The organism is Rhizobium sp. WW22, from assembly GCF_047041135.1.
GTDB lineage: Bacteria > Pseudomonadota > Alphaproteobacteria > Rhizobiales > Rhizobiaceae > Rhizobium.
In genome coordinates this window covers 1491049-1509648 of sequence record NZ_CP178198.1, presented here as the reverse complement: position 1 = coordinate 1509648, position 18600 = coordinate 1491049, and the positions used below count along the sequence as shown (strand labels likewise).

21 protein-coding genes and 1 pseudogene are annotated in these 18600 nt (G+C 60.1%); 9 read left to right on the top strand and 13 right to left on the bottom strand.

Going from position 1 to position 18600, the window contains the following annotated elements; genetic code table 11:
* Window positions 1-116: 116 nt before the first annotated feature.
* The 6 genes and pseudogenes from ACK83U_RS07595 to ACK83U_RS07570 form a co-directional block, all read right to left on the bottom strand.
* Window positions 117-650, bottom strand: coding sequence for an AAA family ATPase (locus tag ACK83U_RS07595; protein WP_112606411.1), 534 nt, complete (start codon window positions 648-650; stop codon window positions 117-119).
* A 74-nt stretch (window positions 651-724) separates the two neighbouring features.
* Window positions 725-1132 (bottom strand): hypothetical protein, encoded by a 408-nt coding sequence (locus ACK83U_RS07590; protein WP_112606413.1) that lies wholly within the window; start codon window positions 1130-1132, stop codon window positions 725-727.
* 110 nt (window positions 1133-1242) lie between these two features.
* Window positions 1243-1914: a phosphoribosylformylglycinamidine synthase subunit PurQ gene (purQ, locus tag ACK83U_RS07585; RefSeq protein WP_112606415.1), complete on the bottom strand. Its 672-nt coding sequence runs from the start codon at window positions 1912-1914 to the stop codon at window positions 1243-1245.
* Between the two features lie 103 nt (window positions 1915-2017).
* Window positions 2018-2260 (bottom strand): phosphoribosylformylglycinamidine synthase subunit PurS, encoded by a 243-nt coding sequence (gene purS / locus ACK83U_RS07580; protein ID WP_015340040.1) that lies wholly within the window; start codon window positions 2258-2260, stop codon window positions 2018-2020.
* Between the two features lie 17 nt (window positions 2261-2277).
* Window positions 2278-3041 (bottom strand): annotated as a pseudogene (purC, locus tag ACK83U_RS07575) (phosphoribosylaminoimidazolesuccinocarboxamide synthase).
* A gap of 266 nt (window positions 3042-3307) precedes the next feature.
* A complete protein-coding gene (locus ACK83U_RS07570; RefSeq protein WP_112606417.1) occupies window positions 3308-3862 on the bottom strand; it encodes an RBBP9/YdeN family alpha/beta hydrolase in 555 nt (184 codons plus the stop codon).
* A 168-nt stretch (window positions 3863-4030) separates the two neighbouring features.
* On the opposite strand from ACK83U_RS07570, the gene ACK83U_RS07565 reads away from it, so the two are divergent.
* Both ACK83U_RS07565 and ACK83U_RS07560 read left to right on the top strand, forming a co-directional pair.
* On the top strand, window positions 4031-4846 hold the full coding sequence (locus ACK83U_RS07565; RefSeq protein WP_112606500.1) for a DUF2189 domain-containing protein: 816 nt from the start codon (window positions 4031-4033) through the stop codon (window positions 4844-4846).
* Between the two features lie 70 nt (window positions 4847-4916).
* A complete protein-coding gene (locus ACK83U_RS07560) occupies window positions 4917-5432 on the top strand; it encodes a low affinity iron permease family protein (RefSeq protein ID WP_112606419.1) in 516 nt (171 codons plus the stop codon).
* Here the strand turns inward: ACK83U_RS07560 and purB are convergent.
* The 4 genes from purB to ACK83U_RS07540 all read right to left on the bottom strand — a co-directional run bounded on the left by purB (window position 5413) and on the right by ACK83U_RS07540 (window position 9173).
* Complete coding sequence (gene purB, locus ACK83U_RS07555) at window positions 5413-6714, bottom strand: adenylosuccinate lyase (RefSeq protein WP_112420492.1); 1302 nt, start codon at window positions 6712-6714, stop codon at window positions 5413-5415. The two genes, ACK83U_RS07560 and purB, sit on opposite strands and share 20 nt — an antisense overlap.
* Before the next feature lie 102 nt (window positions 6715-6816).
* Window positions 6817-7278: a hypothetical protein gene (locus ACK83U_RS07550; RefSeq protein WP_112606421.1), complete on the bottom strand. Its 462-nt coding sequence runs from the start codon at window positions 7276-7278 to the stop codon at window positions 6817-6819.
* Between the two features lie 46 nt (window positions 7279-7324).
* Complete coding sequence (gene rpe, locus ACK83U_RS07545) at window positions 7325-8011, bottom strand: ribulose-phosphate 3-epimerase (RefSeq protein WP_112334753.1); 687 nt, start codon at window positions 8009-8011, stop codon at window positions 7325-7327.
* 82 nt (window positions 8012-8093) lie between these two features.
* On the bottom strand, window positions 8094-9173 hold the full coding sequence (locus tag ACK83U_RS07540) for an ABC transporter substrate-binding protein (protein ID WP_112606423.1): 1080 nt from the start codon (window positions 9171-9173) through the stop codon (window positions 8094-8096).
* 187 nt (window positions 9174-9360) lie between these two features.
* Here ACK83U_RS07540 and ACK83U_RS07535 point away from each other — a divergent pair, with 187 nt between their 5' ends.
* The 7 genes from ACK83U_RS07535 to ACK83U_RS07505 are packed head-to-tail and all read left to right on the top strand — an operon-like array spanning window position 9361 to window position 15033.
* On the top strand, window positions 9361-9837 hold the full coding sequence (locus tag ACK83U_RS07535) for a flavin reductase (RefSeq protein ID WP_412474838.1): 477 nt from the start codon (window positions 9361-9363) through the stop codon (window positions 9835-9837).
* A 19-nt stretch (window positions 9838-9856) separates the two neighbouring features.
* Window positions 9857-10783, top strand: coding sequence for an AAA family ATPase (locus ACK83U_RS07530; protein WP_112606427.1), 927 nt, complete (start codon window positions 9857-9859; stop codon window positions 10781-10783).
* A gap of 3 nt (window positions 10784-10786) precedes the next feature.
* Window positions 10787-12034 (top strand): vWA domain-containing protein, encoded by a 1248-nt coding sequence (locus ACK83U_RS07525; protein ID WP_112606429.1) that lies wholly within the window; start codon window positions 10787-10789, stop codon window positions 12032-12034.
* 7 nt (window positions 12035-12041) lie between these two features.
* On the top strand, window positions 12042-12371 hold the full coding sequence (locus ACK83U_RS07520) for an XdhC family protein (protein WP_015340028.1): 330 nt from the start codon (window positions 12042-12044) through the stop codon (window positions 12369-12371).
* Window positions 12371-13078 carry an XdhC family protein gene (locus ACK83U_RS07515; RefSeq protein WP_112606431.1) on the top strand — a complete coding sequence of 236 codons (708 nt, stop codon included), beginning with the start codon at window positions 12371-12373 and terminating at the stop codon, window positions 13076-13078. The genes ACK83U_RS07520 and ACK83U_RS07515 overlap by 1 nt, the downstream gene beginning before the upstream one ends.
* Window positions 13075-14709 (top strand): molybdopterin-binding/glycosyltransferase family 2 protein, encoded by a 1635-nt coding sequence (locus ACK83U_RS07510; RefSeq protein WP_112606433.1) that lies wholly within the window; start codon window positions 13075-13077, stop codon window positions 14707-14709. Before ACK83U_RS07515 ends, ACK83U_RS07510 begins: the two co-directional genes overlap by 4 nt.
* Before the next feature lie 3 nt (window positions 14710-14712).
* Window positions 14713-15033, top strand: coding sequence for a TfoX/Sxy family protein (locus ACK83U_RS07505; protein ID WP_112606435.1), 321 nt, complete (start codon window positions 14713-14715; stop codon window positions 15031-15033).
* Between the two features lie 3 nt (window positions 15034-15036).
* Here ACK83U_RS07505 and ACK83U_RS07500 read toward each other — a convergent pair whose 3' ends face one another.
* From ACK83U_RS07500 to ACK83U_RS07490, 3 genes are all read right to left on the bottom strand, one after another.
* Window positions 15037-15459 carry an NUDIX domain-containing protein gene (locus ACK83U_RS07500; protein ID WP_112606437.1) on the bottom strand — a complete coding sequence of 141 codons (423 nt, stop codon included), beginning with the start codon at window positions 15457-15459 and terminating at the stop codon, window positions 15037-15039.
* Window positions 15460-15527: 68 nt separating this feature from the next.
* Window positions 15528-17048 carry a DEAD/DEAH box helicase gene (locus ACK83U_RS07495; RefSeq protein WP_112606438.1) on the bottom strand — a complete coding sequence of 507 codons (1521 nt, stop codon included), beginning with the start codon at window positions 17046-17048 and terminating at the stop codon, window positions 15528-15530.
* A gap of 197 nt (window positions 17049-17245) precedes the next feature.
* Window positions 17246-18562: a peptidoglycan DD-metalloendopeptidase family protein gene (locus ACK83U_RS07490; RefSeq protein WP_112606440.1), complete on the bottom strand. Its 1317-nt coding sequence runs from the start codon at window positions 18560-18562 to the stop codon at window positions 17246-17248.
* Between the last annotated feature and the right edge of the window lie 38 nt (window positions 18563-18600).

Here is an 18600-nt window from a genome sequence, read left to right as displayed (position 1 = left end):
ACCTCCGACGATGACCTATCCCTCCCGATAACAGGGGGCAGTCCCTATACAACCGATCCCGGTCTTGATGGGTTCATCGCCAGGTAGGCCCGCCCGATAATAACGCAGTTTGCCGCCTAGCTAAGTCCGAGAACCGAAAGAACGAAGTCGGCACGTTCCTCGACGCTGACCTTTGGCAAAACGTGGGTCTCATAGCCGAGTATCGGGTAGGCGGCAGTCAGCCGCTCATATTCCTCGACGGCGGCCGAGAAATCGTGCCTCCGTTCCCGGTCGCCGACATAGATCTCCGGCCAGGGCGGCGTCAGGAAGACATGTTTATTGTAGCGGTGCAGTTGGCCAAGCAACGCCAAGGCGGGCTCGCCCGTCATATGTTCGAGCGCCGATGCCGCGTCGATCATTCCCCGGTCGAAGAAGATAGGACCGGGGAATGCCGCTGCTTCTTCACGATCCATCAGCGACGTGGCGATTGCCCTGCGCGCAAATGCCGGTGCATCGACCCAAGGCAGGGCAGATCCGTCGCCTTCCAGTTCCTTGACGACGATGCGCCGTCCCGGCTCTTCGACGGTATGATAACCGCGGCGCTTGAGCGCTTCCAGCAACGTCGATTTGCCGCCGCCGGAGCAGCCCGAAAGGATGATAAACCTGTCCATGACAATGTTCCCCGGGTAAAGGGCACGTCATGTGCTCGCCGCGGGATAGTGTTGACGCGGATAAGGCTTGCGGCTTAGCTGCAGGCCTTCGATCCCCTAGCCCAGCGATTGACGTCGCCCGTGATACGGCCGCCGGAGGCGCCCGACATCATCGGGCCGAAGGCCTGCAATTGCGCAGGATTGCCTTCTGCTTGCACGACGAGCGAAGGCCGGCCGGTCGGATGTTTCTTGTCGACCACGAGGATGCGAGGGCGACCGGTAAAGGAATTGAGCTCGGGAGCGAGCTGATAACTCGCGAAAGCCGGATCCGAAGACTTGAACCAGCAGGCATTGGCATTGAGCATGATGCGTTCCATCGTCGACAGGGCGCTGTGATCGGTCGCAATGATGCTCGGCGGACGCGGGCCGCAAGAGGTGACCAATAGCCCAAGCATCGCGATAGAGGCGGCGGAGTAAAGTCCTGTCAGGAGGCGAGGGTGCATCAATCTCTTTCCAATGGGGCGGTTAGGGCTGGTCTGCCGGGTCGCATTCCGGCGCCTTGCTGTTCTATCCAAAAACGCCGATTTTATGGTTCTGATAGCGGGCTGGCCTATCAGGCCGCGACCACGCCAAGCGCGGATGCGAACAGACCGCGGCCGTCATTGCCGCCATGGGCTGCCTCGATCAGATTTTCCGGATGCGGCATCATGCCGAGCACGTTGCCCTTGGCGTTCATCACGCCGGCAATATCGTTGACCGAGCCGTTGGGGTTGGTGCCTTCGGCGTAGCGGAAGACCACCTGGCCATTATCCTCGATAGCCTTCAGCGTTTCAGCATCCGCAAAATAATTGCCGTCGTGATGTGCGACTGGGCTGCGGATGACCTGGCCTTTGGCATAGGCGGACGTGAAGTCCGTTTCGGCATTGACGACTTCCAGCTTCACTTCGCGGCAGACGAATTTCAGCGAAGCGTTGCGCATCAACGCGCCCGGCAGCATGCCGGCTTCGAGCAGAATTTGGAAACCGTTGCAGACGCCCAAGACTTTGACGCCCTTGTCGGCCTTGTCCTTGATTGCCTGCATGATCGGCATGCGGGCGGCAATCGCGCCGCAGCGCAGATAATCGCCGTAGGAGAAGCCGCCGGGAATGACGATCAGGTCAACATCCGGAATCTCGGTCTCCGTCTGCCACACAGTTACGGGTGCATGGCCGGAAATCTTGGTCAGCGCCGCGATCATGTCGCGATCGCGATTGAGGCCGGGGAGTTGGACGACTGCTGATTTCATGATGCTGTTCCCGCAATAGGCAAAGGGATAATCGCTGGAAGTGCTTCGTGAGCCATACTCCATTGCCTCGGGCAAAGGAAGAATGGCTCGCGAAAGAGGACAATCAGTCGATCGAAATGCTGAAGTTCTCGATGACCGTATTGGCGAGAAGCCTCTCGCACATGGCCTTCAGATCGGCTTCGGCCTTGTTCTTGTCGGTGCCTTCAAGCTCGAGATCGAAGACCTTGCCCTGGCGGACCTGATGGACGCCGTCAAAGCCGAGTGCGCCAAGCGCGCCTTCGATTGCCTTGCCCTGCGGATCGAGAACGCCGTTCTTCAGCGTGACGGTTACACGAGCCTTGATCACGATTGTCCTTTCTGAACTTACTTGACGAGAACCGGGCCCGTGCCGCGCACGGGTTCGTTTTCATTGATGATGCCGAGGCGGCGAGCCACTTCCGAATAGGCTTCGAGCAGGCCGCCCATGTCGCGACGGAAGCGGTCCTTGTCCATCTTCTCGTGGGTTTCGATATCCCAGAGACGGCAAGAGTCCGGCGAGATTTCGTCGGCAAGGATGATGCGCATCATGTCGCCTTCGAACAGGCGGCCGCATTCGATCTTGAAATCGACGAGCTGGATGCCGACGCCGAGGAAAAGGCCGGTCATGAAGTCGTTGACGCGAATGGCAAGCGCCATGATGTCATCGAGCTCGGCCGGATTGGCCCAGCCGAAGGCGGTGATGTGCTCTTCGGAGACCATCGGATCTTCGAGCGCATCGGACTTATAGTAGAATTCGATGATCGAGCGCGGCAGGACCACGCCTTCCTCGATGCCGAGGCGCTGGCGAGCGAGCCGGCGGCGACGTTGCGCACGACGATCTCGAGCGGAATCATCTCCACTTCCTTGATCAGCTGCTCGCGCATGTTGAGGCGGCGGATGAAATGGGTGGGAATGCCGATCTTGTTCAGATGGCTGAAGATATACTCGCAGATGCGATTGTTCAGAACACCCTTGCCATCGATGACTTCGTGCTTTTTCTTGTTGAAGGCGGTGGCGTCGTCCTTGAAGAACTGGATCAGCGTGCCCGGCTCAGGCCCCTCGTAAAGGATCTTGGCCTTGCCCTCGTAAATACGGCGGCGACGGTTCATTGGTATTCTTCTCTGTCTTTGGCGCTCATGGGACAGCGCAAGTGGATCGTATGTGGGCGTCCCCATAACGGATAAGAAGCGAATTCACAATCCGCCTGCGCCTCCTTCCTCGGAATTCCGGCCTCGGCGGGGTGCCAATGCCAGATTCGGGGTCCAGTCATGACCTGTTTTACAGGTTTTTATCTGACGATGGAATGAACGTGCCGGGTACTTCACAGGCTAGTGAGGCGAGGCATGCCTCTATTCATCGTCACGCCGCGATAATACTACGGCTTCAGCTGGCTGAGAAACTTCGAAAAGACCATTGTGCCTTCCGGCCAGGGGCCGTGACCGGATTCGGTATTGATATGACCGGATTCGCCGGCATCGATCAGGAGCGAGCCCCAGCTGTTGGCAATATCGTCGGCATGCTCATAAGTGCCGAAGGGATCGTTGCGGCTGGCAATCGTGATCGACGGGAACGGCAGGGGATCGCGCGGGTAGGGACCGAACGTCATCAGATGCTTGGGCCGGATGCCAGGATTGGCGACATCCGGCGGCGCGACCAGGAAGGCGCCTGCGACCTTGTTGCGGAAATGCGGGATTGCATGGATCACCGAGGGAACGCCGAGGGAATGCGCGACCAGCACGACGGGCTTGTCCGAGGCATTCACTTCTTCCGTAATGCGGGCCACCCAATCGTCGCGCACGGGCTTCGACCATTCAGCCTGTTCCACGCGCCGCGCGGTCGAGAGCTTCTGCTCCCAGCGGGTCTGCCAGTGGTCGGGGCCGGAATTCGTATAGCCGGGGATGATGAGGATGTTTGCGTCGGAGGCTTTCATGATTTCGCCGATGTGGAAAAGGGGAGCTCAACTGTCAAGGGAAAAGGCGACAATTGCGGCAAAATTTGCTATGATTACTGCTGCCGGTAGCGAATGACGATGTCGGCGACCCGTTTTGCCGCCATCTTGCACCGCCAACCGAGCACCACGGTTGAGGAGGAGAGCATTATGACGGCCTTTCACGTCATGGCTGGAGCAGACCACACCTTTACGCGTCCCGCCATCCGTAAGATCGCTATCGCCGATCTCGTCGATGCCCTGAAAATGGGACTTGACGATTTCAGCGAAAAGCCATCGCATTATGTCTTCTTGTGCCTGATGTATCCGATTGCCGGCATTGCGCTTGCGATATGGAGCACTGACCAGAATCTACTGCCATTGCTGTTTCCGCTGATGTCCGGTTTCGCTCTGCTCGGACCCTTGGCCGCGATCGGTCTCTACGAGATCAGCCGACGGCGTGAAAAGGGGCAAGATACGTCGTGGAGCCATGCGTTCGACGTGCGCTTTTCACCGGCGCTGCCGTCGATCATCGTTGCCGGCCTCATGCTGTTCGGCCTGTTCATTGTCTGGCTCTTCGTGGCGCGGAATATCTATTTCATCTACTTCGGCGATGGTGTCCCTCCAACGCTTTCATCCTTCGTCTCGAGCGTGCTGACGACGCGAGAAGGCATGGCGATGATGCTTTGGGGTGATCTGATCGGCTTCGTCTTTGCGCTCGTGGCCCTGGCGACCACGGTCGTTACGTTCCAGCTGCTACTTGACCGTGACGTTGGTGTCGTCGCCGCGATCGATGCGAGTATCCGGGCGACGCTGACCAATCCGGTGCCGATCGCCGTCTGGGGCTTGATCGTGGCGGCGCTGCTCGTTGTCGGCACCATCCCGATCTTTGCCGGGTTGGCGGTCGTCATACCGATCCTCGGCCATGCGTCCTGGCATCTCTATCGCAAGCTGATTGTGACCGAGAGCCGGACGAAGCCGGCATAGGCCGAAGCCGTCATCATTGGAACCGCGGGGCGGTTTTCACGTTGATCCGCATTACAAGGAGATGCGGATCATGGCGCGACTTACCCATATTTTCACCCGTTTCGCAGTCGTGGTTTCGGAATGGACTGGCAAGCCGGTCATTTTCGTGCTGGCGCTGCTTTCGGTGGTTCTTTGGGGAGCCACCGGGCCAATCTTCGGTTACTCCGACACATGGCAGCTGGTCATCAACACCAGTACGACGATCGTCACCTTCCTGATGGTTTTTCTGCTCCAGAATGCACAGACGCGCGATACGCGGGCCATCCAGGCCAAGCTCAACGAACTCATCCTGACGAGCGCGGCCGAGAACCGCTTTGTCGGGATCGAGAATCTTGACGAAGAGGATTTGAAGCACCTCGACCTGCTGGTCGAAAAGGCGGCAAAGCGCGAACCTGAACAACATCAGGACAAGGCTGGCGAGAGCATCGAGCATGACCGCGCTATCGCGGCCACATCCGCCAACAACAGAAAGAGGCGGCGCGTCAGCCGCGCCGCCTCAAGCAAAGCAAAATCGGAAACGGAAAACTCTAGCCGAAAACCCGCTTGAAGATCGTGTCGACATGCTTGGTGTGATAGCCAAGGTCGAATTTTTCGCGGATATCTGCTTCCGAGAGAGCCGCACGCACTTCCTGGTCGGCCAGCAATTCCTCGAGGAAGTCCTTGCCTTCCTCCCAAACCTTCATGGCGTTGCGCTGGACCAGGCGATAGGAATCTTCGCGGGAGACGCCGGCCTGGGTTAGCGCCAGCAGCACGCGCTGCGAATGAACAAGCCCGCGGAACTTGTTCAGATTCTTCATCATATTGTCCGGATAGACGAGCAGTTTGTCGATGACGCTGGTGATGCGGGCCAGCGCGAAATCGAGCGTGACGGTCGCGTCGGGGCCGATCATGCGTTCGACGGAGGAGTGCGAGATATCGCGCTCATGCCAGAGAGCAACATTTTCCATGGCCGGGATCGAATAGGAGCGGACCATGCGGGCGAGGCCCGTCAGGTTTTCCGTCAGGACCGGATTGCGCTTGTGCGGCATGGCGGAGGAGCCCTTCTGGCCCGGCGAGAAATATTCTTCGGCTTCCAGGACTTCCGTGCGCTGCAGATGGCGGATTTCGGTGGCGAGACGCTCGATCGAGGAGGCGACGACGCCGAGTGTCGCGAAGAACATAGCGTGACGATCGCGCGGGATGACCTGGGTCGAAACCGGCTCCGGCTTCAGCCCGAGCGCGGCTGCGACATGCTCCTCGACGCGCGGGTCGATGTTGGCGAAGGTGCCGACGGCGCCGGAGATCGCGCAGGTTGCGACTTCCTCGCGGGCGGCGATCAGGCGCTGCTTGCAGCGCTCGAATTCGGCATAGGCGAGCGCCAGCTTGACGCCGAAGGTCGTGGGTTCGGCATGGATGCCGTGCGAGCGGCCGATGGTGACGGTGTCCTTATGCTCGAAGGCACGACGCTTCAGGGCTTCCAGCAGCTTGTCGATATCGGCGAGCAGCAGGTCGCTGGCGCGCACGAGCTGGACGTTGAAGCACGTATCGAGAACGTCGGAGGAGGTCATGCCCTGGTGCACGAAACGGGCGTCCGGCCCGACGATTTCGGCCAGATGCGTCAGGAAGGCGATGACGTCGTGCTTGGTAACGGCTTCGATCTCATCGATGCGGGCGACGTCGAACGTGGCCTTGCCGCCCTTTTCCCAGATGGTATCCGCTGCCGACTTCGGGATGACGCCGAGCGCGGCCAGTGCGTCACAGGCATGGGCCTCGATCTCGAACCAGATACGGAACTTGGTTTCAGGAGACCAGATGGCGACCATTTCCGGTCGGGAGTAGCGCGGGATCATAGGCTCAAAGCTTTCTTGGCTGACGGAAAGGGAGAACTCGGCGCCCCCATAACAAAGACGGGCGGCAATCACAATGTTTCATGGGCACAATGTTTCAGGGCCTCAATCTCTCTGCCGCGCAAGATAGGCCGAAACAACGATCAGGCATAGCAGGCCGAGCGGCAAAAACAGGGCGAGGCCGAGGACGGCGAACTGGTAGACGGCGCTGGCGCCGGTGAACAGGAACTGGAAGATCCAGATGAGCGAACCGAATGGTGCATGCCAGCGCGAATAGAACCAGCGATAGTCCATGGCGAAAAGGAAGGCCGTCATCGCTGCGGTGCCGATGGAGAGGGCCAGAAAGAAGGCGGCAAAACGCGCGCTGGTCGGCCGCTGACGGGCAAAACGCCGGGTGGGCGGCACAAGGATGGACCAGGCGAGGGCGCCGCCGAAGAAGTAGATGAGCGTAAGGGCGGTGATGTGGCTGGTCAGTAGGCCATTGCGAAAATAGAGGGTAACAAGTGCCGAGGCGGCCGTGGCCGCGCCCCAGCCGATCGCGCCAGCGAAGATTTCCAAGCAATGCATAGCGACGGTCCGTGCCCGGCCCGTCGCTATTAGAACATTGGTCGGATTAGTTTGATCCAACGCGGCCTCGCTCGGCGGCCGCCCTGAGATCGCCTACCGTCTGACGGTAGGCGTCGACCGATTCGCCCTTGAAGATCGCCGAGCCGGCAACGAGCACATTGGCGCCGGAAGCGGTGATCAGAGGGGCTGTTTCAACCGAGACGCCGCCATCGACTTCCAATTCGATCGGGCGGTCACCGATCAGGGACTTGGCGCTGCGGATTTTATCAGCCATGGCAGGGATGAACTTCTGGCCGCCAAAGCCCGGATTGACCGACATGATCAAGATCAGGTCGATATCATCGAGGACGTTTTCCAGCACGGAAAGCGGCGTTGCCGGATTGAGGGTGACGCCGACCTTCTTGCCGAGATGGCGGATCGTCTGCAGCGAGCGGTGCAGATGCACGCCAGCTTCGGCATGGACCGTGATACGGTCGCAACCAGCCTTGGCGAAGGCTTCCAGATAGGGATCGGCCGGCGAGATCATCAGATGGCAGTCGAAGGTAGCGGTGGTGTACGGACGCAATGCCTTGATGACATCGGCGCCGAAGGAGATGTTCGGCACGAAATGGCCGTCCATGACATCGAGATGGATCCAGTCGGCGCCAGCTTCGGTCACATCCTTGACTTCCTGCCCGAGCTTGGCGAAGTCGGCGGCGAGAATGGAAGGGGCAATACGGATCGGCAAGGTCATGGGTGGCTGAGCTCCAACTGATTATTTCGCGCCTGGATTACCACCGCTGCAACGGGCAAACAACCGCCAGAGCGGCTTGCCATCAGTTCGATGGCGTCACCGGCACGAAGGCATTGCCCCGCCATTCCAGCAGGCGATAGGGGTTTTCGGTCAATTCGTGGTTTTGTCCAAATGAGATCGGGCCGATCATTGTCTGGAAAACCGTTCCGACGAGCTTTTCGGCAATGGGTTTACTGTCCGTCTTGGCGCCGTCGGCTGCCTGGCTGGCAATCTGAGCCGCTGCTGCGGCCGGTAGGGTATATCCGTCAGGTTCGATGCCACCTGCGCGCATCGCCTGCACAGTGGGCTGGGCTGCCGGCAGGCTGGCATAGTCGGGCAGCGCAATTGCCTGCACACTCTCCAGCAGGGGCAGGGGCTGGTCCGCGGCGCGCATGGCGTCGCCGCCCATCAGGACCAGCGGGATGTTCTCGCTCTTGGCGTCGCGGGCGATCACGGCGACATCGCTGCGGTCGCCGCCGACGAAGACGCGTGTTGCGCCTGCCTTCTTCAGTCGTCGCACGAGGGCGATCTGCTGGTCTTGGCCGGGACGGTACGTATCGGTGAAAACGGGCTTCAGACCTTTTTCCTCTAGCGCGTTGCGGATCGCGCCGACCAGTTCGCGGCCGTGTATCGTGCCGTCATCGATCAGTGCCATCGGCTCTGCAGCCCAATTCTTCAGAATGGTATCGATGGCCACGGCCGCCTCCGCACTATCGACCGGCGCGAGGCGAAACAGGGGCCAGCCGTTCTTCAACGCATCTTCCATGAGAATGCGCGAGCGAACGGAAACGGTGATGACGGGAATGCCGGCATCCTTGAGACGCGGCAGCGCGCCCTCCAGGGTCTCCGTGCAGAGAAAACCAATTGCGACTTGTGCATTGGCAGCCACCAGCGCTTCAGCGGCGGCTCGGCCGCCATCCTCCGTACAAGGCTCGTTGACGACAGTTGCCGTATCCTGTTGCGCCTGGATCTGGAAATTTGCGCCGGCTATTATCTCTGCCCCGAGCGCCGCGAAATTACCCTCCTGCGGTGCCACGACGCCGATGTGAATTCCTGCGGCATAGCTGCTGCCGGCTGCCGAAAGCAGCGCAAACAGGAGCGGAAGGCGGCGCAGAACGTTCATCGATGGAGTATCCCGGACAATTTTCCTGCCCTATTTATCCGTCTGCAGGGCATCGTCAAAGAAAAAGCAGCAAAATCACTCTGTTTTCAATAATGCTATTGTAGAAAAGCTAACATCTGATCGTCATATTGAATGGCAGGCAAGCACGCCTCAACAAAGGGAGACGGTGGTGCTAGACAGGCAACGTATGGACCCGGCGCTTTATCGCGATGCCATGAGCCGTTTTGCGGGGCATGTGCAACTGGTGACGACGGCGCTCGGTGCGGAGCGACGTGGCGTGACGATTACAGCCGCGTGCTCGGTGTCGGATAGCCCGGCGACGGTTCTGATCTGCCTCAACAACAGCAATGCCAAGAACGAGATCTTTTTCAAAAGCGGCATCTTCGCCATGAATACGCTCGGCGCGGATCATCAAGCCCTGGCCGACGCCTTTTCCGGGAAGACACAACTGACCGTCGATGAACGTTTCGCTGCCGGCAGGTTCGAGACGCTGGTCACGGGCGCGCCGGTGCTTGCCGATGCGCTCGCGGCCTTCGATTGCCGCGTGCTCGAGATCAAGCAGGCCTCCACGCACAACATCATCTTCGGCGAAGTGATGGCCATACGCTACAGCGAACCGAAGCCGGCACTCCTCTATATGAACCGGGGCTATCACACGCTATAACCCCTGCAAGGGAGTTATCATGGCGGATCAGACATTACCTTCGCTGCCGAGTTCGATCGATGAGACGATGGCGTTGCTCGGCGCTCATGACTATCTGGCCGGACGCGCGCTCGGCACCGTTTTGTTTCTCGCATTGAAGATGAAGCGGCCGCTCTTTCTGGAGGGCGAGGCCGGCGTCGGCAAAACCGAGATCGCCAAGGTTCTGGCGAAGGCGCTCGACCGGCCGCTCATCCGGCTGCAATGCTATGAAGGACTGGATGTTTCCTCGGCCGTCTATGAATGGAACTATCCGGCGCAGATGCTGGAAATTCGCCTCGCTGAAGCGTCCGGCCTTACCGACCGGGACCGTATCGAGGCCGATATCTTTTCCGAGCGCTATCTGATCCGCCGGCCGGTATTGCAGGCACTGTCCGGTGTCGGCGGTCGGGCGCCAGTCTTCCTGATCGACGAGCTTGATCGCACCGACGAGGCTTTCGAGGCCTTCCTGCTGGAGGTGTTGTCCGATTTTCAGGTGACGGTGCCGGAACTCGGAACCATCCGGGCCGCCGAACCGCCCATCGTCATCATCACCACTAACCGGACGCGCGAAGTCCATGACGCCTTGAAACGGCGCTGTCTCTATCACTGGGTCGATTATCCCGAGGCCGAGCAGGAGCTTGAGATCATCCGCCGTAAGGTGCCCGGCTGCAATGAAGTGCTGTCGCGCCAGATCGTCGCCTATGTGCAGAGGCTGCGCACGCTCGACCTTTTCAAGAACCCGGGCGTCGCCGAGACGATCGACTGGGCGACGGCCCTGACTGAACTTGATCGGCTGGCTCTCGATCCGGAGACGGTATCGGATACGCTCGGCACTTTGCTGAAATATCAGGACGATATCGCTCGTATTCAGGGCGCCGAGGGCAAGCGTGTGTTGGATGAAGTCAAATCCGAACTGCTGGCGGGATGAGCCATGGAGCCGGGCGCGCAGGATGGCATCATTGTTGCCCCGTCACCGCCCGGTGAAGGGCGTCTTGCCGATAATATCGTGCTGTTCGGCCGGGCGTTGCGCAAGGCCGGGCTAAAGATCGGACCGGGGGCGATTGCTGACGCCATAGAAGCGGTCGAGGCTATCGGCATCGGTTCCCGCGAGGAATTTCACGCCGCCCTCTGCTCCGTCTTCGTCAAGCGGCATGAAGATCTTGCCGTCTTTGACGAGGCGTTCCGGCTTTTCTGGCGCTCGCGCGATCTCGTCGCCAAGATGATTGCGATGATGTTGCCCGTTGCACCCGACCACCGGCAAAAGGAAAAACCGAAGCCGGGCGAGAGCCGGGCAAGCGATGCCTTGCTCAGTGACCGTGACGAACGACGTCCGCAGCGCGAGGCGCCTGATATCGAAATAGATTCGCGATTTACCAGCTCCGGCAGTGAGGTACTGCGTCATCTGGATTTCGCCCAGATGTCGGCGGCGGAGATTGCCGTCGCCAAGAAGGAGCTGGGGAAGCTGCAGCTGCCGCTGGACCGCGTGCGCACGCGCCGCTTCGCACCGTCACGCACAGCGGCCAAGGTCGATCCACGCGCGACGATGCGCTTGGCGCTACGGACGGGCGGAGCGTTGATCCTGCCACGCTTTCGACGGCCGAAGGAAATTCAGCCGCCGCTGGTCGTGCTGGCCGATATCTCAGGCTCGATGAGCCAGTACACGCGTATCTTCCTGCATTTCCTGCACGTGCTGACCGAGCGGCGGCGGCGTGTTCATACATTCCTGTTCGGAACGCGCCTGACCAACGTGACGCGGGCAATGCGCCACAAGGACCCGGATCAGGCACTGGACGAATGTGCGGCGGCGGTGCGCGACTGGTCGGGTGGAACGCGGATCGGCGAGACGCTGAAGGAGTTCAACAGGCTATGGGCGCGCCGCGTGCTGGGGCAGGGCGCGATCGTGCTGTTGATCACCGATGGGCTGGAGCGCGAAGGCGTGGAATTGCTCAGTGCGGAGATGGATCGCCTGCATCGCTCCTGTCGGCGGCTGATCTGGCTCAATCCGCTTCTGCGCTTCGAGGGTTTCGAGGCTCGGGCCCGCGGTGTAAAAGCAATGCTCCCGCATGTTGACGAATTCCGTCCCGTTCACAATCTATTATCTCTGGCCGATCTCGTATCGGCTCTCACCGCCGGCCGCTCGGACACTTATGATCCCAGGCGGTTTTTCGGCAAGCAATGAGGCTCCGATGTCAGATATATCCGAAAGTCTGGATCCGCTCGTGATCGCGGAGGAATGGGTGTCGGCAGGCCGCAACGTGGCCATGGCGACCGTTGTCGATACCTGGGGTTCGGCGCCACGCCCGTCCGGTAGCCATCTCGTTATCGATGGCGAGGGAAATTTCCATGGGTCCGTTTCCGGCGGCTGTGTCGAAGGTGCCGTCATCACAGAGGCACTCGACGTGATCGAAACGGGCAAGTCGCGCATGCTGGAATTCGGCGTCGCCGATGAAACAGCTTGGCGGGTCGGCCTTTCCTGCGGCGGCCGCATCCGCGTCTATGTCGAAAGGCTCGGCTGATGGACCGGCAGATACTGGCGCGGCTGAACGAGATGCGGCGCAAGCGGCACGCGGCGATCCTCGTCACCGATCTCTCCGGAGGCCCCGATCGGCTTATCGTCGAAGGCGATGCGCTGGAAGGTGCATTCGCGGATGCCGCTTCGACGGCATTTCGTTCGGGCAAGTCCGCAGCACTTGATATCGATGGGCAGAGCCTGTTCTTCAACGTGCATCTGCCACCGCCGCGCATCGTTATCATCGGCGCTGTGCATATCAGCCAGATTCTCGCGCGGATGGCGGCCCTTGCCGACTTCGATGTGACGATCATCGATCCGCGCACCGCCTTTGCAACGCCGGAGCGCTTCGAGGGCATCGATCTCATCGCCGACTGGCCCGTGGATACGCTGAAAGAGCGGCCGCTCGACAGCTATATGGCGCTGGTGGCGGTAACCCATGATCCGAAGATCGACGACGAGCCGATTATTCAGGCGTTGAAGACGAACTGTTTTTATATTGGTGCGCTCGGTAGCCGCAAGACGCATGCCGGTCGCCTGGAACGCTTGAGGCGGGAAGGCTTGAGCGACGCCGAGCTCGCCCGCATCCATGCGCCAATCGGGCTTGCCATCGGCGCTGCCAGCCCGGCGGAAATCGCGGTTGCCATCCTGGCGGAGATCATCGGCCGGCTTCGTGGGCGCGATGTCTCGTCGCCAAAGGGCAATGCGCCATGATCTTCGGTGAGTTCTTGACGGCGGAGGCGGAGGGCGCGGTTCTCGCGCATTCAATCCGGCTGACCAATGGCAGTTTTTCCAAGGGACATCGGCTTGGCGGCGAAGATATAGAGCAACTCACCGCTGCCGGAATTGATCGCGTTATCGCTGCGCGCATCGAACCGGGCGATCTCATGGAAGACGAGGCAGCCGAGCAATTGGCTCGAGCTGTCGCGCCCGATCATCTGACGTTCTCTGAAGCGGCGACAGGGCGGGTGAATGTTTACAGCGCCGTTGACGGTCTGTTCGTTGCAGATCGCATGGCGGTCGATCGGATCAACAGTCTCGACCCGGCGATCACCCTTGCCTGTCTTGCAGACCATGTACCTGTGCGAGCCGGCGACATGGTGGCGACCTTCAAGATCATTCCGCTTGCCGTTTCCGGAGCCAAAATCGCTGCTGGTGTCGAAATTCTCCGCCGGATGCCGGTTTTCGAGGTCAAGCCCTTCATGCCGCATGCCGTTTCGCTTGTCGCCACGGAGCTGCCATTGCTGAAGGCGTCGGTCATGGACAAGACCGCACGCATCCTTTCGCAGCGGCTGCAGCCTTCGGGCAGCGTGCTGCAGCGGGAAGAGCGTGTTGTCCATAGAGCGGCCGATGTTGCCGGCGCGATCCGTCGCGCTCTCGCCGCGCAGGACAGGCTTGCGAAACTGGTAATCGTTTTCGGGGCGTCGGCGGTCATCGATGCGGGCGACGTCATTCCGGCGGCAATCCGGCTTGCCGGCGGCGAGGTCATTCAGGTCGGCATGCCCGTCGATCCGGGCAATCTGTTGGTGCTGGGCAGGGTGGGCGACGTCTATGTCGTCGGGGCGCCGGGATGCGCGCGCAGCCCGAAGGAGAATGGCTTCGACTGGGTGCTGGACCGCATATTAGCCGGCGAACGACCGGCACCGCAGGATATCAGCGCCATGGGCGTTGGAGGGCTGCTCATGGAAATTCAATCACGTCCACGGCCGCGCGACATTGCCGCTAAGCCGGCGGCTGAAATATCGGTCGCCGTCGTCCTGCTGGCTGCCGGCAAGGCGAGCCGAATGGGCGAGGGTGGTTCGCACAAGCTACTGGCCGAATTCGAAGGCGTGCCGCTGGTGCGTCGTTCGGCATCGATCGCCATTGCAAGCGGCGCATCTCATATCGTTGCGGTCACCGGACATCGCCGAGAGGAAATCCAGGACGCGCTAAAGGGTCTTGCAGTCGAGGCGGTATTCAATCCGGATTATGCGTTGGGCATGGCGAGTTCGCTGGTTGCAGGCGTCGGTACCCGGGCAGCCCAGAGGGCCGATGGCGTTCTCGTCATGCTGGCCGATATGCCCGGCGTTACAAGTGACGATCTGAAAATCTTGATCTCAGCCTTTCGTCAGGCGAACGGCCAGGCGATCGTGCGGGCAGTATCGGGCGGCAAGCGCGGCAATCCCGTTATCCTGCCTCGGTCGGTCTTGAACGCCGTAATGCGGCTGGAGGGCGATGTGGGTGCCCGGCATATTATCGAGACATCGGGTCTTCCGGTTGTCGACGTCGAGATCGGCGAGGCGGCACATCTTGATGTCGATACACCTGAGGCCGTTGTCGCGGCCGGTGGGATTTTGAAGGGGTAGCGAATGGACAATATAGATATCGAGGAGATGTTTCAGTCGCTCGGGCCGATCGCCATCAAACGGATGTTCGGCGGCAAGGGCATCTACCATATGGGTCGGATCCTGGCGCTGGAAGTGGGTGACGAAATCCTTCTGAAGGCGGACGATACCAGTGCTTCCGAATTCGAAGCGGCAGGTGCGCGGCGCTGGGCCTACGAGGGCAAGAAAGGCAAGGCCGTCAACATGCCCTATTGGTCGATACCCGACGATGCGTTCGACGATCCGGATGAAATGGCGCGTTGGGTGCGGCTTGCCTATGAGGCCGCGCTTCGCTCGGAGAAGTAGGTCTTAGCGAAAGTCTTCTGCGCTCAAATGGGCGATGGTTGCCTTGGCGAACTCGGAAAGCTGCGCCGGCAATTCGTTTCGGCCGAACCAGCCGAAATCGGAGAGCTTATCCGGTTCCATCAGCCGTGGTTCGCCGGAAAAGTCCCGGCAGATATAGATGAGCGAGATCCAGTGCTGCCGATCGGCCTCAATGATGACTTCCTCAGTGCAGAGATAATCGATTTCACCGATGGAGAGGCCGCTTTCCTCTTCGGCTTCGCGAACGGCGGCGCTGGCCGCCGGCTCCATATGATCCACCTTGCCGCCGACGATACTCCAGCATCCGGCTTCCGGAGCCTTGAGGCGTCGGTAGAGCAATAGCTTGCCGTCCCGCAAGATTGCGAGACCGGTTCCCAGTCCTGGGAAATCGATGCCGGGCTTGCCCAATATTCAGATCCCGAAGTTGGACGCTAGCATCTCGCTAGCCGATTCGCTGCGTATCTGAACTGGATATATCAGGCCTTGGCGTTTGCCACGATGAGCATGAAAGCGGGAATATCGTCGCCAAAGCCAACCGGAGTCGGGCCATCATCCTGATCGCGATAACGGTTGCGGCGCTCGCGATGATCGTCATTGGCAGCGGGGAAGGGCCGGTGGCTGTTGCGAGAACCGTTATGGGATCTGTTATTGTTGTTCTCAGACTTGCGCTCGTTCTTCACGCTTTCGGCCTTTGCTGGTGCTGCTTCGATCGCTACGACGTCATTATCCTCGACGTCGATATCAGATTTATGACTCGAGGCGTTGCGGCCTCCACGGCTGCGGTCTCGATCGCGGCCCTTGCCCTTCTGGTCACGGCGGCGGGACAAGCGATTGTCGTCCGCGCTCTCGTCAGCCGGCGGAAGAGCCGAAAGATCGCCGTTCAGCCACTGGACATCTTCGCCGATCAGCTTCTCGATGGCATCGACATGCTTGGTGTCGCGCTTCGTCACGAGAGTGAATGCAGCGCCGGAACGACCGGCGCGACCGGTGCGGCCGATGCGATGGACATAGTCTTCCGAATGGATCGGAACATCGAAATTGAAGACGTGACCGACATCGGGAAGATCGAGACCCCGAGCTGCGACGTCGGAGGCGACGAGAAGCTGGATCTGTCCATCACGGAAATTCTGCAACATCGTCGTGCGCGAGCGCTGGTCCATATCGCCGTGTAGGGCGCCAACGGAGAAGCCGTGACGTTCGAGCGAGCGGAAGAGATCGGCCACATCCTTCTTGCGATTGCAGAAGATGATCGCGTTCTTCAGATCCGTCTGGGCGCGGATAAGATCGCGCAGGGTGGCGCGCTTCTCGTAATCCTTACCGTGCGAGGCAACGAAGCGCTGCGTCACAGTCTTGGCGGTCGATGCCGGCTTGGCGACTTCGACGCGCTCCGGGTTCTGCAGGAAGCGATCGGCCAGCTTTTGAATTTCCGGCGGCATGGTTGCCGAGAAGAACAGCGTCTGGCGCGTGAAGGGGATGAGCTTTGCGATGCGCTCGATGTCAGGGATGAAACCCATGTCGAGCATGCGGTCGGCTTCGTCGATGACGAAGATCTCGACGGCGCTCATCAGCAGCTTGCCGCGTTCGAAATGATCCAGAAGGCGGCCGGGCGTGCAGATCAGCACATCAGCGCCACGCTCGAGCTTGCGGTCCTGCTCTTCGAAGGAAACGCCGCCGATCAGAAGGGCGATGTTCAGTCGATGATTCTTGCCGTACTTCTCGAAGTTTTCGGCGACCTGTGCCGCGAGTTCGCGCGTTGGCTCCAGAATGAGCGTGCGCGGCATACGAGCGCGAGCGCGTCCCTTTTCGAGCAGCGTCAGCATCGGCAGCACGAAGGACGCGGTCTTGCCGGTCCCTGTCTGGGCAATGCCGCAGATGTCGCGGCGCTGAAGCGCAAAGGGGATTGCACCGGCCTGGATAGGAGTCGGTGTGGTGTAGCCCGCGTCAGTCACCGCGGAAAGGACTTTTTGGCTCAGGCCAAGGTCAGCAAATGTTGTCAAAGGGAAATCTAATTCCGTCTTGGTTCAGTCGAACACCATGAGTCGACACACAGGAGCGTGCCGCAATGCAGCGCGACATAGAACCAAATACCCGTGAAGTCAAGGAAAGCAGGCGCTTCAACAGGCCTGAAGTTCATTCATAACGCAATTTTTGGATTAGTGCCATCTTTGTTGCGCGTTTGTCACAATTCCGGCAGCTAAATTGCGCCCAATCCGCTGATGTAACTTGCGAGTTTCGTGCCGGCACCAATGAAATACATCGGGTCTATGGCATGTCCGTTCTCGCGCACTTCATAATGCAGATGCGTTCCTGTCGAGCGCCCGGTGCTGCCCGCAAGACCGATCGCATCGCCGGCGCTGACCTTGTCGCCGACTTTGACGAGCACCTGTTCCATATGTCCATAACGGGTGGAGATGCCGTCGCCGTGGTCGATCTCTACCATGTTGCCATAGCCGCCAGTCCAGCCCGCCGAAACCACCTTGCCGGGGGCGGTGGCCTTGACCTTCTCACCGGGGCTGAAATGGAAGTCGGTACCGGTATGGAGAGCCAGCGTGCCGAAGAAGGGATCCTTGCGGTTGCCAAAAGGGCTGGTGATAAGCTTTCCCGGCGCCGGGTTGCGGAAGGGCAGGCTTTCGGCTGCGCTCCGCACTGTTTCCAGATGTGTTAAGGCGGCATCGAGCTCCGCCATGGATCGCTCGAACTGGTCGATATTCTCAGGCGGCACATAAGGGCCGCCCACACCGCTATCCGTATCTTCACGCGCAATGCCCGCGATCTCGTTCGGCACCTTGATGCCGACATTCTGCATGATCGACTGGATCGAAGTCGCGGTTTCGGATGCATCGGCGGTGAGATTGCGGATGCGGGACAATTGATCCTGTTCGATATGCTTCAGCGACAGCGTCACCTTGGAGAAAACCCGATCGGCGCGGTCCGCGACAGTTTCGGGGGCAGGGACGTAGGCAAGCGTGGAGTTGTCGGGTGTGGCGTCAGCCGGCTTGCCGCTCAGGAGAAGCTTTTCGATTGCCTTGGGTGACGTCAGCTGGGCATGTTCATTCTTTGGCGCGGCAGAGTTGGCATCCGTATGCGCGTTCTTATCGGTCAGGCCGGAGTTCTCCGCCCGGTCGAGAAGAGTGCTGAGCTTGCCGCTGCGTGAGGAGAGTTGCTGCTGCTGTTCGATCAGCTTGTCGACCTTCTCCTCCACGACCTGCTGATCCAGGAGTTGACGCGAGGTAACACGGTCGACCTGCGCCCGCAGCGCGGCGATGCGGTCTTCATAGTCATATTGCATGCGCGCCTGGCGAGCCATCGTCGCGCCGATGAGATCGTCGCGAAGTACAAGGTAGGAGGTTGCAAGCAGATAGCCGATCGAGAAGACCCCGACCATGCAGACGGTAACGGCAGCCATCCACGGGCGCACGGTCATATGGCGCACGGTATCGCCGCTCGCCAGAATAATGGTGTGATGTCGCTGTTGCTTGCCGAAAACCCGGTTTTGAGGCTTGGCTGTCACCGAGAATCTCCCAATCGGTGCGTATTGGCACCCAGGGG

What these genes read in the sequence shown, in the direction of transcription:
- ACK83U_RS07505 (WP_112606435.1), top strand. Translation starts at nt 14,713, where the DNA reads ATGGACAATATAGATATCGAGGAGATGTTTCAGTCGCTCGGGCCGATC.
- ACK83U_RS07570 (WP_112606417.1), bottom strand. Translation starts at nt 3,862, where the DNA reads ATGAAAGCCTCCGACGCAAACATCCTCATCATCCCCGGCTATACGAAT.
- ACK83U_RS07530 (WP_112606427.1), top strand. Translation starts at nt 9,857, where the DNA reads ATGGCGGATCAGACATTACCTTCGCTGCCGAGTTCGATCGATGAGACG.
- ACK83U_RS07525 (WP_112606429.1), top strand. Translation starts at nt 10,787, where the DNA reads ATGGAGCCGGGCGCGCAGGATGGCATCATTGTTGCCCCGTCACCGCCC.
- rpe (WP_112334753.1), bottom strand. Translation starts at nt 8,011, where the DNA reads ATGACCTTGCCGATCCGTATTGCCCCTTCCATTCTCGCCGCCGACTTC.
- ACK83U_RS07540 (WP_112606423.1), bottom strand. Translation starts at nt 9,173, where the DNA reads ATGAACGTTCTGCGCCGCCTTCCGCTCCTGTTTGCGCTGCTTTCGGCA.
- ACK83U_RS07565 (WP_112606500.1), top strand. Translation starts at nt 4,031, where the DNA reads ATGACGGCCTTTCACGTCATGGCTGGAGCAGACCACACCTTTACGCGT.
- ACK83U_RS07520 (WP_015340028.1), top strand. Translation starts at nt 12,042, where the DNA reads ATGTCAGATATATCCGAAAGTCTGGATCCGCTCGTGATCGCGGAGGAA.
- ACK83U_RS07550 (WP_112606421.1), bottom strand. Translation starts at nt 7,278, where the DNA reads ATGCATTGCTTGGAAATCTTCGCTGGCGCGATCGGCTGGGGCGCGGCC.
- ACK83U_RS07590 (WP_112606413.1), bottom strand. Translation starts at nt 1,132, where the DNA reads ATGCACCCTCGCCTCCTGACAGGACTTTACTCCGCCGCCTCTATCGCG.
- ACK83U_RS07510 (WP_112606433.1), top strand. Translation starts at nt 13,075, where the DNA reads ATGATCTTCGGTGAGTTCTTGACGGCGGAGGCGGAGGGCGCGGTTCTC.
- purB (WP_112420492.1), bottom strand. Translation starts at nt 6,714, where the DNA reads ATGATCCCGCGCTACTCCCGACCGGAAATGGTCGCCATCTGGTCTCCT.
- ACK83U_RS07515 (WP_112606431.1), top strand. Translation starts at nt 12,371, where the DNA reads ATGGACCGGCAGATACTGGCGCGGCTGAACGAGATGCGGCGCAAGCGG.
- ACK83U_RS07560 (WP_112606419.1), top strand. Translation starts at nt 4,917, where the DNA reads ATGGCGCGACTTACCCATATTTTCACCCGTTTCGCAGTCGTGGTTTCG.
- ACK83U_RS07535 (WP_412474838.1), top strand. Translation starts at nt 9,361, where the DNA reads ATGGACCCGGCGCTTTATCGCGATGCCATGAGCCGTTTTGCGGGGCAT.
- ACK83U_RS07595 (WP_112606411.1), bottom strand. Translation starts at nt 650, where the DNA reads ATGGACAGGTTTATCATCCTTTCGGGCTGCTCCGGCGGCGGCAAATCG.
- purQ (WP_112606415.1), bottom strand. Translation starts at nt 1,914, where the DNA reads ATGAAATCAGCAGTCGTCCAACTCCCCGGCCTCAATCGCGATCGCGAC.